Genomic DNA, 15952 nt, shown 5'->3' on the forward strand with positions numbered 1-15952 from the left:
TCATCACGCGCCCAGGCCGAACCCGGTTCAGAGTTCGGACAATGGGCGGGAAACGAAACAGGAGACGGGCGTGACCAATGTATTGCGAGGAGTACATACTCCGATCCTCGAAAAGATCCTCGAACTCTATACCGACCTCTATCTTCACGACGGCTTCGGGACCGTCACCGTGGAGATGCGCTTCCTCAGGCGGGGTCAAAAAGAAATCATCGTCAGCAGCGGAAAGGAATACCGCTTTGTGGTGGATTGGCCGGAAGGCGCTCGCGAGGAGGGGAAGTGATGCGCCCCTCCACGTCTCCCGCGAGCAGCCGCTCCCTACCTCCCGGATCGGCCTTTCACTCGGCGACCTTCCGTGACGACGATGACGGGCGGCAAGTGGTGCGTACCGTTGATTACCGGCAAATCTGTCAGGCAGACTACATCAACACTCCTTCACAGCCGGTACGCAACACACGACCGGCGCTCCAACACACCCGCGCCGAACCCAAACGACGATCCTCCATTCGTTGTTTTGGGAAGCGTGGGGACGGGGCGTCGGTCGTGCCGGTCGGTCAACCCACCCCCCGGTCCCTCCGAGGAGGGGAGTGGATCGCGGATGCGTGGGGTTTGGAAGTTTTCCAGGAATCCAAGCGTGACACCTGGCGAGTGGACCGCAGATGCGTGGGGTTTGGTCCTGCTCTCCATGGCCAAGGCTGAAGGAACGCGGAAAGTACGGCGTAGATTCCCCTCCTGGGAGGGGCCAGGGGTGGGTTCTGCAGTCTGAAGAAGAAATGATCGCCGCTCCGGCATTGAGAATTCCCCCCATACGCCCCGCTGGAGCTGTTTACCGAGCCCGAGGTCTACACTTTCGTCGCCTGGGGCCAACTTGAGCAGGGAGAGATGGATCGGTTGATTCGGGAGCAGCGGAGAAAAGCACGGGCGCAATCCGATGAATAGCTGACGCGAAGGCGTCGATGTTGTGACTGGAAAGAATGATTGGATGGCCGACGTTTCGTCACGGATCGATCAATACGAAAGGAGTAAACGGAATGACGGTGTTGCAAAGGAAGACGGTGGGGGCTGGCTTGCTGAGTTTGGCCTTGATTTTGGGAACGTGGATCTCGCCCGGCCCGGTTGCGGGCGGTAAGTATCCGGCGGAGATTGAGAACCTGCCGCCCATCACCATTGTCAAGGACGGCCAGGCGCGACATTTGGCCTTGACCGATGTTTTCGAGTTTTACGGCAACAGTTGCATGAGTTCGTCATCGGCCTTTCTGGCGACGAGTCATGGTTTGCGGGTGCTGTTCGGCGACGAGCCCGCGGATTTGGCGGACTTGGTGATCGTTACGCCGTCGGCGGGTGGAAGCATTGACTTCCTGGACCTGTTGATGCGCGACGACCCCAGGCAGCGGACCTGGCCTCCGGCCGGGATCAGCGGCGGCGCGGATAACTTCGTGTTCCAGTTCTACCGCAAATCCACCATGCAGGGCGTGATCGTCAAGTACAAGGACGGCTTGTGGCCCGCGGACTGGTTCGATCTGCGCGCCAAGCAGAAGGCCGGAACCATTACGGATGCTGAGCGACAGCGGCGCGTCGAGGCCCGCCGGCTTGTGCAGGAAGTTTTTCCGACCATGGCCCCTGAAGATCTGTTCGAAACGTCCGACGTATTCACCTTTGTTTCCTGGGGGCATATCAACCCCGGCGAACTGGACAGGCTTGGCCGGGAACAGCGCCGCGCTGCCCGGGCTCAAGCCGCGGAGCAATAGGCTGCCTGAAAGAGGGAAGTGTCGAAAAACGGTATCGGCCGGTGCGGGACTGGCGATGAAGAGGCAACGATTTCTATCATGCGGTTGCGTCGCGGTCTGTGGGGGATCGACGCGGAAGCACGGAAACGGAGGTTTGTCATGACAGGCTTGAGGAAGCGGTACAGACGAGGAGAGCAGGGCTTCACCCTGCTGGAAATCCTGGTGGTCGTGGCTATCATGGGCTTTCTGGTGGCCATGGTCGCGCCGCGGTTCGCGGGGGTCACCGAAGGGACGGTTCAGGTTGTCGGCGACACCAGCAAGAGCAGGGGAGACCAGATGATTTCGGCGTTCTATGAGCAAAAAAGCCGTTATCCCAGTGGACTGGTCAATCTGGTGATGACCGATGGTGATACATTGGCGGATGCCCGCTACCAGATCCCCTACGTGGACAACGAGGATCCCGGAGACGGACCAGAGGTGCTGCGCTTCAACCACAACAACAACCACAAGTTCATGATCCATATTCTGAACGATGACGAGGCAAGAGAACTGCGCAACCTGGGCGTCAGCCGGATGTACAACCTGAACCAGTACGGCGAGGTTTTGGGGTCGTCTTGGGATGGTAATCCTGTTCAGGCCGGGGACACGGTGGGAAGGAGAGCTGATGCTGACCATACGGAAAGAACCTATAACTGGAACAATGTTGTAGTGGTTGCGGAAAATGACAAGCGACCGCACATGGAGGCCGTGGTGCCGCGTGAAGGCGTGGGCGTGGCCATGTCCATAGTCGGGTTCGAGGCGGATGACGCCACGGAATTCTTATATGTCGGTGCTCCCCGTCCGCCGTCCGCTCCCCGCGCGGACAGTTTCGGGCGTATCGTGTTCGGGCTGGGACCGGAAACCGAACTGGTCACCAGCGGCATGGCCTCCAATGCCGGCCGCACCCCGGTGGCCACCACCACGGAAAACTACACCTGGGACGGCTACTACATCCTCATGCCCCGGCTGACAGCCACTTCCGAGCGGCTCAAGGCGGCCACGTTTACCAATATCGTGGATGCCAACTCCGCACGGAACCTCCCGACCAACTTTAATGATCCCGCAAACCCCAACCGCGGGCAGATCGTTGCCGTGGGCTATCCCGCTGGGACAAATTTGACAGCCGGAGAGATTGTTAACGGTGCCGGCGTGATCCAGGATGGTGTCGCCCAGTACGCCAAGCGGGTCGTTGATCTGCTGGAACCCCACGCGACCTGGGATTTCGCTTCCATGCCCACGGAGCAGGATTTGCGCTGGAGCTTGGTTTTTAACGTGAGCGAGTTGCCGTAAATGAATGATGTTCAACGTTCGTTGTTCTTTGTTCGTCGTTGGCGGGTTGCGGGGATGCTTTGGCATCTCCGCAACCACCAGCCAACCCGGCAAGGGCAATTTAGAGGAGCAAGCAGATCCATCGGCTGAACTCCAACCCGTCCGCGCCAGACAACAAAGAACGAAGAACAACGAACAGAAAAACACTATTAAGGAGGTGATGCCAACCAAGTAAAACGCTTCCCCTGTCGCGGCGAGGGGCCGGAAGGGGAGAGGTGGTGGGGAGGATTTAAGTACGTCAGGGATGACGTAGGCGGGGATTCTCTTCACCGGCCTGGAAGATTCGAGTTCGTGGTTATTTTGTTTCGCGGTAGACTCTGGGGGTGAGTTGCTGCTCCATTCAAACCCTCATTTTTTATACGGAGTTAATCTCATGTTGAAACGGAAAATGAACCGGAAACAAGGACAGCAAGGCTTCACCCTTCTGGAAATCCTGGTGGTCGTGGCCATCATGGGCTTCCTGGTCGCCATGGTCGCCCCGCGCTTCGCGGGCATCACCGACGGCACCATCGACGTGGTGTGCGACACGAACCAGCAGCGGATGATCTCAGCCCTGTCCGCGTATAGTGAACAGAAAGGCAGACTGCCCGGCGGCATGGTCAACCTGGTGGATGAATCTGATGGCGAATACTTCCGTCCCACGCACACCGGCGAACTGGAATACCCGGACGAGGGAACGGCCACCTTTTTTGAGGAGTTCTTCGAGCGTAATCTGTTCCAGGTGCATATCCTGGACGCGGCTGAAGTATCTGAACTGCGCGCCATGGGCATCGGCTCTGTGTACAACCTGAATGCCTACAACTACGACGGCATTGATTTTGATGAGTATGACCAGATGGATGCGGCTATCGCTGTAGATGACCGAGAGTCCACCCTGCGTCGTGTATCAGTCGCTGAAGGCCTGGGCGTGCTCATGGTCGGCATGGGTGCTGAAGATGCCACTTCTGATGTTGAAGGCCCCGGGGTGCTTACGACTGCCGGCGTTCTTAATTCTGACTACGACGAATGGGGCAACCCCGATTGGCTCGGCCGCATCATGCTGGGCATCGGCCCGGATTCCGACCTGATTAAGGAAGGCATGATCTCCGCTGCCGGCTTGTGCCCCGGCGGGATCAACAAAGACGATGTGCATTGGAACAACTACAATGTGCTCCTGCCGCGCCTGGAAGCCACCGTTGATCGCTACGAAGACGGCATGATGACCTACCTGTTCGCCAAGGCCAACGGCGGTTCCATTCGTGAGTTCAACCTGAAAGAAGCCCAGCCCGGCTACATGTTCATCACCCAATGCCCGGAAGGCCATCGTTTCGCCACGGCTGAGGAGTTCGAGGAATGGGCGATCTACGCCGCTGCTGACGATACTGAAGCTGCCCGCACAGCCGCTGAAACCGCTTTGGAAGAATTCTTCGAAGACTAGGCTGGATATTGACCTGACCTAATCCTCCATTCCAACACTCAACCCCGCGGGAGGAGCTTTCCGGCTCCTCCCGTGGATTTTAATAATAAGAATTGCTTTCATCTTCGCATGCCACCCAGGAAGGGGATCGTTCGCCTCGTCCACCTCGTACGAGTCCTCCAAGCGGTTTCTCCTTCCTGGGTGAGATGAGAAGATGTTTTACCGAAGATGTTATTTCGTTCTTGGTTCTTTGTTCTTCGTTTGCCGGAGGCGTTGTTTCGTTCTTGGTTCTTTGTTCTTCGTTTGCTGACGCGGTGAAATGGAGTCCAGAACAGGATGAGGGGTTGGCGAGTAGATAAGGGATTTACGCGAGGAGCGCGGTGCAGTTCCCCTCCTGGGAGGGGAATGAGATGCGGTTTCGCTGACATACAGGGTTTATTCCTCGCCTCCTGGAACTGCCCAGGAGCCAAGAACGAAGAACAAAGAACATTTATAACCCGTGAGGGTGCAGTCATGAAAAGACAATCTGGATTTACCCTGCTCGAAGTGCTCATCGTCATCGGCATCATGGGCCTGATAGCGGCCATGGTTTCGCCGCGTTTCGGCGGGATCAGGGACGCGGCCGGGGTGGTCATCCGGGACAACAACCAACAGCGCATGACCGCGGCCGTGGCTTCGTACTGGGAGGATCATGAGGTTTTTCCTTCGGGCTTGGTCAATCTGGTCTATGAGGACGGAGGTCCGGATGAGTATGATCGATCAGCCCGATACAAAATGCCGACTCATGAAGGAAATCTGGTCCATGAAGGCAAGGTGACCTTTGACGAGGACTTCTTCACCCGGCTCAACCTCCGCGTGCATATCCTGAATGAAGATGAAGCCCGGGAACTGCGGCGGATGGGGATCATGACTCTCTATAACCTGAACAGCTATGATTATCATGGGGTTGATGAAGGCGTCGTTACTCCAATCGTTGAAGGAGATAGAGAAGACCGCATGCGCCAGGTTGGGCGTGGGGTAAATGACGATGATCCCCGTATCCGGGCCGACCTGGGCGTGCTCATGGTGGGGTTGGGATGGGATACCTCGGTTGGTCCGGCAAGTTGGATCGGGCCGGCCACGACGGAAGCGAGCATCAGGACCACCGGCTGGACCCACCCGGATTCCATAGGTCGAATCATTCTGGGGCTGGGGCCGGAAACCGAGTTGATCAACAAAGATATTATTTCCTCGGCGGGTCTGTGCCCTGACGGCCTGCGCAATGACCGGACCACCTGGAACCACTACAGCCTTCTCCTGCCTCGCTTACAGGCTACCGTGGACCGGATGAATGCAACTTCAAGTCTTGACCACTTGAAAATGATCACCGCCAGACCCGCGAATGGCCCGGTACGGGAATTCAACCTGCTGACCGTGCAACCACGCTACCGCTTCAACATCTACTCCCCTTCAGGGCTTCTCGGGAATGATCCGGAAAATAATCTGACGTGGGAGATAATTGATCCAGCGACTGAGACTTAGGGATGAGGGAGAGGGGGGACGTTTTTTTTGTTCTTCGTTCTTTGTTCTTCGTTGGTGCATGCGCGAGAGTGTGGAGACTGATGGGTGGAACTGGATTCTCGACGAACGACGAACGAAGAACGAAGAAGTAGTCCGTTACTATTTAAAGGCGAACAATGAACCAAGAGCATGGTGTGAACGCCAAGTCCGGCTTCACCTTCCTGGAAATCCTCATCGTGATCGGGATCATGGGGCTTGTTGCGGCCATGATCTGGCCGATGCGGGAAACATTGGGCGACTCGCAGCGGGAACGGGTGACAAATAATAAAATGGACTCCATTGTTGAAGCCATCCTCGGACATGAACACCTCAAGGACCCCTACGACATGGGCCGGACCATCGGCGGGTATGTGGGGGACATGGGTGATTGGCCCAAGTTGTTCGAGCCGGGCGGGAATGGCGGCGTGGGCGGAAAGCGAGGCGAGTTTGTCGACGATCGCTTCCAGTGGTTGCGGCCGTTCGGTGAGGTATCGGACATGGCTAAGGAAAGTCTGGGCCAGCCCCGTGGGCTGTGGACTCGGTATGTAACCGACGAAAGTGATGAGCATGCCCTCCCTAAAGATGATTGGAAAGGCCCTTACCTGACCCCGCCGGTGACCCGTAATCCGGCCTTGGGTAGTAATTACGCAAAAAATCCGGATGAGTACGAGCTGCTTGACGAGACGGACCGGGGCTATTTCCATCTCCTGCAAGGCAGAGAACAGCTCACGGACGGCTGGAACAGGGCGTTTCGGTTTTTTATCACGGACGGCGGCGAAACCTTCTGCATCGTTTCCATGGGACAGCAGGGTTTTGGGTACGAACCAGGGTATGAGCAGAACTGCGACGAGGATTCCCCGGAAAACCAGGGCAAGATTATCAGGGCGTTGCATAAAAGCGACTGGGAGGCGGTAGTGGCGGCGCGAGCTTTGCGCAGCACTTCCAAGCAACAATTGATCTTCATCACCAAGGACCACATGGACAGCATCGTTCGCGCCCTGATCGGCGAGTCTCCCTCCGGCCCGAATACCGGCTATACCGGAGATCTTCTGGACTGGCCGGAGCTGTTTAACTGGGTGTGCCGTGATGACGGGGATAATATGGTCGATTGCGAAGATGATATTGCTGTCAGTGGGACCGGGAAATGGGAGCTACAATGGGATGATCCGGATAATCCCAATGAAATCGAACTGTTCAAATACGGGCAGCCTCGAGGGCTTTGGGAGCGGGGCGAGTTGGAAGCCAGCCGGCTCGGCGTGGGCTGGCGGCACGCCTACCTTGAAGCGCCGGACGGGACTTTTGAGAGCGAAGAACTCAAGGACGCTTGGGACAGGCCGTATCGTTTTTTCAAGGTTCTGGAGGATATCGACGGCAACGACGTGGAGCAGTTCATGATTCTTTCCGGCGGGGAATCAGGGAATTATTATTTTCCCGCGCCGGATGGTCATGTTGATGACGACAGGACAGCGGAATTCGCTTTGGAAGATTATGATCCAAAGAACGAGGAAAACGAAGACAACATCGTGCGCATCGTCCGGCGCAATGAATGGCTGCCGGGTTTTTTGGATGTGACGCTGGCTACCGCGAGAGACGACTGCGATGCAATCAAATGCATGATGTACGGGGTGTTGCCTGATCAACCCGGCCCTGATTCTTTCGAGATGATCGATGATCTGTGCGTGTTCAAGGCCAAGTATGGCGACAACGACGGCGATAAGCAGATCGTCACCGGCGGCAGATATCTGGTTTGCTGGGAAGACGGAGGTGATGAGCCGAGTCCGGGCGTTAGCGCATGGTGGAAGATTTTCAGTACCTACGGCCATCCGGCAAAGAATGTGAACGTCAACTTGAACGCTTCAGACTTTCAGACTTTCCCCGACCCCGAAGCAGACGAATAAACTGAATACCCCAGCCAACTTTCGAACCAACAAAAGCACGTCCCTCCATGCCTCGAATTTCCCTCTCCAAAATCGTCCGTCCGAATTTCTCCAAACTCCTGTCCCGTCTGCCCATGCCCGGCTCCTTGTGTCTGGGCGTAGAGTATGTGGAGGATGAGGTTCGGGCGGCTCTGGTTCGGGCCAAGGGTCGGGAGCGGGAGATCATGGAGTTTGTTGCGGTCAAGGCACCGGAAGCCGAGGACGATCTGCCGGGCATCGCCCAACTCCAGGAAATCCGCAACCGCCTGAATTGCAAACAGAACATCCAGACCGTGTTCGTCACGCCCCTGGCCCGGTTGGTGGTCCTGCCCATGAATCGGGAGCGGGTTCTGAGCATGCGCAGCCATTTGCTGGCCGAGGCCGTGAAGTGGGAGGCCGAGACGTATACCGGCGTTCCCGGGCATCTGTCCCTGGCCGGGGTGGAGGTGGAGAAACCCCGGGATGAGCCGGGGCAAATCCGGGAAGAGCTTGAAGAGATCATGGTCCATGTGGCCGTGCTGGAACAGAACATTTACCGGGCTGCCAGGGAGCGTTTCCGGATGGCCGGGTTGAAGCTGGCCCGTGTTTATCCCGGCGAGGTCTGCTTTCATGTGCCCTTGTTGTATCAGCACGAAGAATCCGACCGGGGCGTACTGGAAATCGGCGCGGCCTCCTCGGGGTTCGCTCTGCTGCGCGGCGGTTCGACCCTGGCCATCAACGCCATGAACGTTACGGCGGAGATGATCCGGGCGCACTTGGACGGGCGGACCATGACGGACCTGGAAGACAGCTTGCGCTTCAATTTCGGACAGGCGCCGGGGCCGCTGCCCGTGGCTCTGACCGGGGTCGGGGCCATGGATCATCGCATTGTGGCTTTTCTGCGAACCCTGTCACCCACCGGAGTCGAACCGGTCCGGCTGCAACGCACCTCGGGCCTGACCACGGCGGGCTCGGAAGAAGGGCCGATGTTCGCCACAGCTGCGGGCGCGGCCATGCGTGAGCTGGGCGGCAAGGGCATGCAGGCCATCGGCATTTCCGACGCCGTGCCTCCGGCGGTACGCATCCGGCAGAGCATCTACCTGATGCCCCTGGCCGCGGCCTCGTTTCTGTTCGTGGTTCTGCTGGGGCACAATCTGCTGATGCGCTATCAGGAAAGTGATCTGTCGGAGCAGCGCCGAGACATCGAGGCCCAGCTTTCCGAGCGCAAGAAGGTGCACGACGAGGTGAAGCGTCTGGAAGGCGATATCCAGAAAGTTGATGAGCGGACCAGGGACTTGCGGAGGCAGATGGCCTATATCAAGGATGAATGGGACAAGCCCCTGCAAGCCAGGATCGACATGTACGACGCCCTGATCCGAAACATGCCGCCGACAGTAGCCCTGATCGGCATTCGACATGATCAGCGAAATCCGAATATCTATGTTGTCAGTGGTGAAGCCGTGTCGCCCTCGGCGATACTCGATTTCGCCCTGCGATTACGGGAGGAAGGGGGGCTGTCCGTGGACGTGCAACGTCTGGAGCCGCAACAACAGGTACGCGGCAAGGGCTCCGCGTCCCATCGGTTCGTGATGCACCTGGAGGTGGGAAGTGGCCCGAAAGCTGACCAAACTTGAAAAATTCGGCCTGATCGCCGCGGTGATCACGGGCATGCTGTTCTTCTACCTCAAGCATGTCTACGACCCTCAGCAACGATCTCTGGTTCGGGCCAGAGAGCAGTTGAACCGAAGCATCTCCCAATTTAACGAGATGCAGGCCGCGGAGCCACCGTTCCAGTTGCGGCGACGCCTGGAAACCCAACGGGAGGCCCTGGCGGAACTGGAGCGTGAACTGAAGGAATTGGACATACGCGTCGGCGACGAGGAAGCTCTGATCCGCGCCCAACACTGGGCGTATCAAGAGATGGAGCGCCGGAATCTGCGCGTGCTGAACGTGGTCCCTCGCGGCGTTGAAAAGAAACATCTCGAATGGCGGATATTCAGGATCACGGCTGAGGGCGATTTCAGAAGTCTCGTGAGTATGCTTCGAGAACTTCGCACCAACAACACTCCGATGCTCGTGGAACAGGTCAGTATTTCCAGGGATGACAAGCCCTGGTTGTTGAGGATCGTCATGGACTTGTGGATCATGGGATAGCCGTCGCTGAAAGAAATCTCAATTTTCACGGAGTCGCGGTTCGGATTTGATGAGTGGGTAAACAATCTGAGATAACGGGAATCATGATCATGTTTGTTTTGAAGCGTTCCATATTCAAAGCCGGCTTGGCCGGCATTTTCGTCTTTTGCGTGATGTGCTGCTGGACTGCTCCGGCATCGGCACGGGAGCCGTTTTTCAGCCCCATGCCGCCCCTGGAAGCTTACGACTTTCCAAAAGCCGCGGATGAAATCAAGCTGCGCGGCCTGCTGCTCACCGAGGACTCCTTCCGCGCCGTGGTCTATCTGCGGCCTTCACGTGTCTACCGGGTGCTCCGGCCCTTGGATCGGTTAGAGGTGATGGTGGACGGCCTGCGGCACGAGTTCCGGGTGGAGGGCATGGGCGAGCGTCGTTTGGTGCTGCGCGGCGAGGACGATTACTGGTACGAGATCGGGGTGGAAGAGCGTGAGTAGGCATATTCTTCCTTTGGCAAGGGCTCATCGTGCACACATCGCCGGGACTAGTCCCTCAGGTTTCAGCCCTATCGTTTTGAACAAGGAACGAAGAACAAAGAACGAAGAACAAAGAACGAAGAACAAACAAAAAAACTCAGGTCTCAGGTCTCAGCCTTCAGCCCTCTCCCTCCTCTCCATATCCCTTCTCCTCCTTCTCCTCCTGTCCGGCTGCAAGACCGTGCAGCCGGCGGCCCAGCTTCAGTACGCGCCTCCAGTCCCGGTATTGCAGCGCGATACGCAGCCCATAGTGCGCATTCCCCAGAAAGATCCGGACATGCGTTTGGTCAGTTCACATCGGCCCACGTCCCAGGACCGGGCCATGCGTTCCGGGTTTCGGCACTCTGGGGGTGATGCGAGGATCAAGGAGGTCTTTTTCCAGGACGTTCCGCTGCATATCGCGGCGGAACTGTTCAATGAGGTGGGCGGCGTCAACCTGATGCTTCAGGGGGAAGTGACCGACAAGAAGGTCCGTCTTTTTTTGCGCGACATAACGTTGAGTACGGCCGTGGAGGCCCTGTTGCGGGGCAACGAGCTGTGGTTTCGCACGGACGGCCGGGTGACCGCGGTGATGACCGAGCAAGCCTTTGCCGACACCATGGTCTTCCACCAGTCCGAGAAAATTCAGGCATTTTTCATGCGCTACACCAATGCCCAGGACATGGCCGCCCTTTTGGCCACGCTGCTCGGCCCGGAGGTGGAATTCCGGGACATGAGCGGGCAGTCGGTCTATGGGCATTTGGAGGCCCATAGCGTGGGCAGCAGCGCGGATGAGCCGGAAAAGCTCGATGACCTTACGGCGGAAGAGCGACGCAGGCTGGTGCAGTTGGGCGAGGCAGAGACCACTCAGCACATGGAAGACGCCAGCAGCGCCCTGGGCCGCCGGTTGCCGGCCATCGTCACGGTGTTCAAGAAGAATAATTCCGTCGTGGTCCGGTCCATGGACGAGGGCCTGCTGTCGCACATTACCGGATTGATCCGCGAACTGGACACCCCGGTCCGTCAGGTGCTGCTGGAGGTGAAGATCGTCAACCTGGAACTCGGCGATGGTTTCGAATCCTTTTTCGATTTCGGCTTTGAGGATTTCGGCTACACCAGCGACCAAAACATCAGCCGAAGCGGTATATATCAGACCGCTTTCACCACTCTGGGGGGGGCTGGCCCTTTGATGACGGATTCGCTGGCCTACGCCTTTTCCACGGATATCTTGCGGGCCAGGTTGCAGATGTTCGCCGATGAAAACCGAATGACAACGCTGTCTTCGCCGTTTTTGATGACCGCGGACAACGCGGAGGTCCGTTTTTTCGTGGGCCAGCAGGTCCCGCTGCGCACCGGGGTGAACAAGGAAACCATTCGAGGCAGCGACTTGCAGGATCTTGTGGTCTTCGAAGTCCAGATTGACAACCGGGAACTCGGCACGGACCTGGAAATCAAGAGTTTCATCAATGCGGACCGGACCATCACCATGGAGATCGTGGCCCTCATCGAGTCCGCGCGGTTCAACGTCTCCAGCATCACCTTGATCAACGACCGCACAGGCCAGCCCGTGAGCTTTCCGTTGGACGGCGTGGACAAGAGCGAACTGCAGTCCATCCTGGCCGTGCCTTCGGGCAACACAGTGGCCCTGGGCGGATTCATTCGCATGGAAGACAAGGACTACGAGCAGAAGGTACCGCTTTTGGGGGACGTTCCGATCCTGGGCTATCTCTTCAAGAAGGTAGAGCGTCGGGCGTCGCGTTCGGAAACCGTCATCCTGATCACCCCGCATGTCATGGGCGCACCTGACGAAGCCCCGGACACGACCCGCCGTTTTCTGGAAAGGAGCAGCCGGGTTTTAGACGAGGCGGAAGAGGCCAACGAGCGGGTGATTCCGGAGGGGCGGCTTTTTAAGCCGGTGGAAGAGGGGAGCGTGATGGGTGAAGAGTGATGGGTGAGATGTAATCCCGTTCGTCGTTCCTTGTTCTTCGTTCTTGGTTCAGAAAACCCACCCCTGGTCCCTCCCAGGAGGGGAAGGGTATGCGGATCGTGGACATTCGGACTTCTACTCCAGGTCTCGCAAACTCGCAGAAACGACGAACGAAGAACGACGAACAAAATAACATCTTCCAATAACGAACGAAGAACGAAGAATGACGAACGACGAACGAACAAAATAAACATGACCACCATCACGCAACAAATCATAAATGAACACAAGCCGGACAGCATGGAAGAGTTGCTGGCCAAGACCGTGGAGCTGGATGCTTCGGACCTACACCTGACTTACGGCGAGCCGCCGGTGTTCCGGATGGGAGGGGATTTGCGGCCCATGAGCTGCGAGGCCTATGCCCATGAGGAGATTCGGGCTTTGCTTGGTCAGGTCATGCCGCCGCGTTACGCAACGGTGCTGGAGGAGAAGCGTTCCGTGGACTTTGCCGTGAGCAGCACCTCGGTGGGGCGGTTCCGGTTCGCGGCGTATTATCAGCGTGGGGCGCTTTCCGTGGCCATCCGCCTTCTGGCCAAGGGCATCCCGGATTTTCAGAGCCTGGGCCTGCCGGCGAGCATGTCCCGTCTGCCCACGTTCCGGGACGGGCTGGTGCTGGTCACCGGCGTGACCGGCTCGGGCAAGTCCACTACTTTGGCGGCGATCATTGACGCCATCAACCGGGCGGAGCGCAAGAACATCATTACGGTGGAGGACCCCATCGAGTACGTGCACCAGAACTGCAACTGCATCATCAATCAGCGCGAACTGCACACGGACGTGCATTCCTTCCCGGACGCGCTGCGCGACTCCCTGCGTGCGGACCCGGACGTGATCCTGGTGGGTGAAATCCGGGACCTGGACACCATGCGCACCGCGATCATGGCCGCGGAAACCGGGCATTTGGTCTTTTCCACCCTGCACTCCAAGGATGCCATGTCCAGCGTGAACCGCATGGTGGGCTCGTTCCCTGCCGGGGAGCAGACCCAGATCCGGCAGCAGCTTTCCTCCACCCTGCGGGCCGTGGTCTCTCAACGGCTTCTGCTCCGGGCGGACAAAAGCGGGCGGGTTCCGGCGGTGGAACTGATGTTTTCCACCACGGGCATTTCCAACCTGATCCGGCTGGCCAAGGACGACATGATCTACTCGGCCATCGAGACCGGCCAGTGCGACGGGATGCAGACCATGGAGCAATCGCTCATCGGCCTGATGGAGGCGGGGTTGATCTCCAGTGAAACGGCCCTGCTTTCAGCCAAAAACCAGGAAATGATGCGCAACCGCCTGACCTTGCGTGGTCTTTTGAACAACGGGACATGCACGATCAGGAGCCGGGTTCGCCCGGTACCTTCAAATGTCGGAAACGGAGCCGGATAGACCATGATGACTCGCGGCGACCGCTTCGGCGGCTACTTGGTCCAGCAGGGACTGATCACCTCGGAGAACCTGGAGCATGTTTTGTCCGTGCAGCGGGTGGTCCAGGAAAAGGTTGGTCAGTTGTTGATCCGGGAGGGGCTGCTCACCGAGGATCAGGTGATGCGGGCCTTGTCCGACTTTACCAAGATTCCTCTGTACACCGGAAACGGGACGCCCACGGATCCCCGGGTGGTGCGCCTGATCCCCGAGAAAATGGCCCGTCGGGCCGGGGTGATGCCCCTGGTTCGCAACGAGGCCAATGAACTCTTGCTGGCCTGCAACGGTCCGGTGCCCCGGGCCATGCTCCAGAACATTTCGCGTCTGGTCCGGGCTCCCGTGCGTCTGGTTCTGGTCACGGAACGGCAACTGCGCAAGATCCAGCAAATGGCCTATGCCCGGGAATTCGACACCAAGATCGACTTCCGGACCCAGTCGGTGAACGGCGAAGATCTGAACGCGGTGGTGGAACTGCTGGAGAAGCTGATGGTCCGGGCCATTTCCCAGAACAACGTGTCGGACATCCACTTCGAACCGCAGATGGACGGCTTTCTGGTCCGCTTCCGCGAGGACGGGATGCTGCGCCGGGTGGAGTCCCTGCCCGCGGCCATGGGCCAAAAGCTGATCTCCCGGATCAAGGTTCTGGCCAACCTGGACATCGCTGAACGTCGCGCCCCCCAGGACGGCTCCTTCGCCTTCCAGCCCACCCGGCTGAAGGTTGAGGTGGAAGCCGTGAATCTGCGCGTGTCCATCCTACCGGTGAACTACGGCGAAAAGGCCGTACTTCGGCTGCTGCCGCCCCATGACGAGGAAATCCTGCTGGACTCCCTGGGCATGGACGAAAAGAGCCTGACCAGGTTCAAGTCCATCCTGCGCTCCCCGCATGGTTTGATCCTGGTCACCGGCCCCACGGGGTCGGGGAAGTCCACGACCCTGTACGGGGCCCTGCAACTGTTGCGTTCGGACACGACGAACATCACCTCCCTGGAGGATCCGGTGGAACTGACCCTGCGCGGAGTGAACCAGACCCAGGTGGACGGCGGCGTAAGGCTGGACTTCGCCTCCGGGTTGCGGTCCATCCTGCGCCAGGACCCGGACATCATCATGGTCGGCGAAATCCGGGACACGGACACACTGCGGGTCTCCCTGCGGGCCGCCATCACCGGCCACCTGGTCCTCTCCACCCTGCACACCAACGACGCGCCCAGCTCCTTTTCCCGGCTCCTGGACATGGGCGGAGAAGCCTTCCTGGTGGCCGTTTCGGCCCGGGCCATCCTGGCCCAGCGCCTGGTGCGCCTGGTCTGCGCCCACTGCAAACAACCCCGGCCCGTGAACCGGGCCGAACTGGACATGCTGGGCCTGCGGGACACGCCCGAAGGCGCGTTCATGATCCACCGTTCGCTCGACGGCTGCGATCTGTGCAACCACAAGGGCTACAGCGGCCGGATCGGCCTGTTCGAACTGCTGGTGGTGGACGAGGAACTGCGCGAACGGATCATGCACGGCGCCACGAGCCATGAAATCGCCCGCACGGCCAGAGCCGCCGGCAACTACCGCTCCCTGCTGGAAGACGGCGTGGACAAGGTGAAAATGGGTTTGACCACGCCGGAGGAGATTATGCGGGTGACGATGGAATGAAAAAGATAGGGTTGAGGGATGAGACCTGAGGGAACCCACCCCTGGCCCCTCCCTGGAGGGGAATAGGCGGCGGTTTTGCGGGCATTCAGGTTGTAAATTCAACCTCAACAATAGCAGGTAAAGAAGCGGCGAAGTAACAATAACGACGAACGACGTACGAAGAACAAAGAAACGCGGCGCAGCCGCAAACGACGAACGACGAACAAGGAAACATCCGTGCCTTTCTACGACTGCCGCGCCATGGATTCGGGCGGGAACATGATCCGGTTGCGCATCGAGGCTGAGAGCCAGGGAGGGGCGGCGGCTGAGGCGCGGGCCAGGGGGGTGACCCTGATTTCCGTGGAGGAGGCCGGGGT

Annotated in this window: 12 protein-coding genes; all 12 read left to right on the plus strand. The window is 58.6% G+C overall.

Annotated elements, in window-relative coordinates; translation table 11 throughout:
- Nucleotides 1–70 precede the first annotated feature (70 nt).
- Nucleotides 71–280, plus strand: a complete 210-nt coding sequence (locus C6366_RS16295; RefSeq protein WP_199221549.1) for a hypothetical protein — start codon at nucleotides 71–73, stop codon at nucleotides 278–280.
- Between the two features lie 748 nt (nucleotides 281–1028).
- Entirely contained in the window at nucleotides 1029–1745 is a 717-nt protein-coding gene (locus C6366_RS16300; RefSeq protein WP_107739856.1) for a hypothetical protein, read from the plus strand.
- A 138-nt stretch (nucleotides 1746–1883) separates the two neighbouring features.
- A complete protein-coding gene (locus C6366_RS16305; protein ID WP_107739858.1) occupies nucleotides 1884–3053 on the plus strand; it encodes a type II secretion system protein in 1170 nt (389 codons plus the stop codon).
- Nucleotides 3054–3465: 412 nt separating this feature from the next.
- The gene (locus C6366_RS16315; RefSeq protein ID WP_233248546.1) at nucleotides 3466–4509 is read left to right on the plus strand and encodes a type II secretion system protein; all 1044 of its coding nucleotides are present in this window, start codon (nucleotides 3466–3468) and stop codon (nucleotides 4507–4509) included.
- Nucleotides 4510–5001: 492 nt separating this feature from the next.
- Nucleotides 5002–6009 (plus strand): type II secretion system protein, encoded by a 1008-nt coding sequence (locus tag C6366_RS16320; RefSeq protein WP_158269834.1) that lies wholly within the window; start codon nucleotides 5002–5004, stop codon nucleotides 6007–6009.
- 155 nt (nucleotides 6010–6164) lie between these two features.
- A complete protein-coding gene (locus C6366_RS16325; protein ID WP_107739864.1) occupies nucleotides 6165–7925 on the plus strand; it encodes a type II secretion system protein in 1761 nt (586 codons plus the stop codon).
- Nucleotides 7926–7972: 47 nt separating this feature from the next.
- On the plus strand, nucleotides 7973–9556 hold the full coding sequence (locus C6366_RS16330; protein ID WP_107739866.1) for a hypothetical protein: 1584 nt from the start codon (nucleotides 7973–7975) through the stop codon (nucleotides 9554–9556).
- Nucleotides 9531–10076 (plus strand): hypothetical protein, encoded by a 546-nt coding sequence (locus C6366_RS16335; protein ID WP_107739868.1) that lies wholly within the window; start codon nucleotides 9531–9533, stop codon nucleotides 10074–10076. Before C6366_RS16330 ends, C6366_RS16335 begins: the two co-directional genes overlap by 26 nt.
- An 83-nt stretch (nucleotides 10077–10159) precedes the next feature.
- Nucleotides 10160–10546, plus strand: coding sequence for a hypothetical protein (locus C6366_RS16340; protein ID WP_107739870.1), 387 nt, complete (start codon nucleotides 10160–10162; stop codon nucleotides 10544–10546).
- 220 nt (nucleotides 10547–10766) lie between these two features.
- Complete coding sequence (locus C6366_RS16345; protein WP_146164891.1) at nucleotides 10767–12512, plus strand: type II secretion system protein GspD; 1746 nt, start codon at nucleotides 10767–10769, stop codon at nucleotides 12510–12512.
- 231 nt (nucleotides 12513–12743) lie between these two features.
- The gene (locus C6366_RS16350; protein ID WP_107739874.1) at nucleotides 12744–13922 is read left to right on the plus strand and encodes a type IV pilus twitching motility protein PilT; all 1179 of its coding nucleotides are present in this window, start codon (nucleotides 12744–12746) and stop codon (nucleotides 13920–13922) included.
- Between the two features lie 3 nt (nucleotides 13923–13925).
- On the plus strand, nucleotides 13926–15596 hold the full coding sequence (locus C6366_RS16355) for a GspE/PulE family protein (protein ID WP_107739876.1): 1671 nt from the start codon (nucleotides 13926–13928) through the stop codon (nucleotides 15594–15596).
- The last annotated feature ends 356 nt before the right edge of the window (nucleotides 15597–15952 follow it).

It is taken from the genome of Desulfonatronum sp. SC1, from assembly GCF_003046795.1.
Classification (GTDB): Bacteria; Desulfobacterota; Desulfovibrionia; order Desulfovibrionales; family Desulfonatronaceae; genus Desulfonatronum.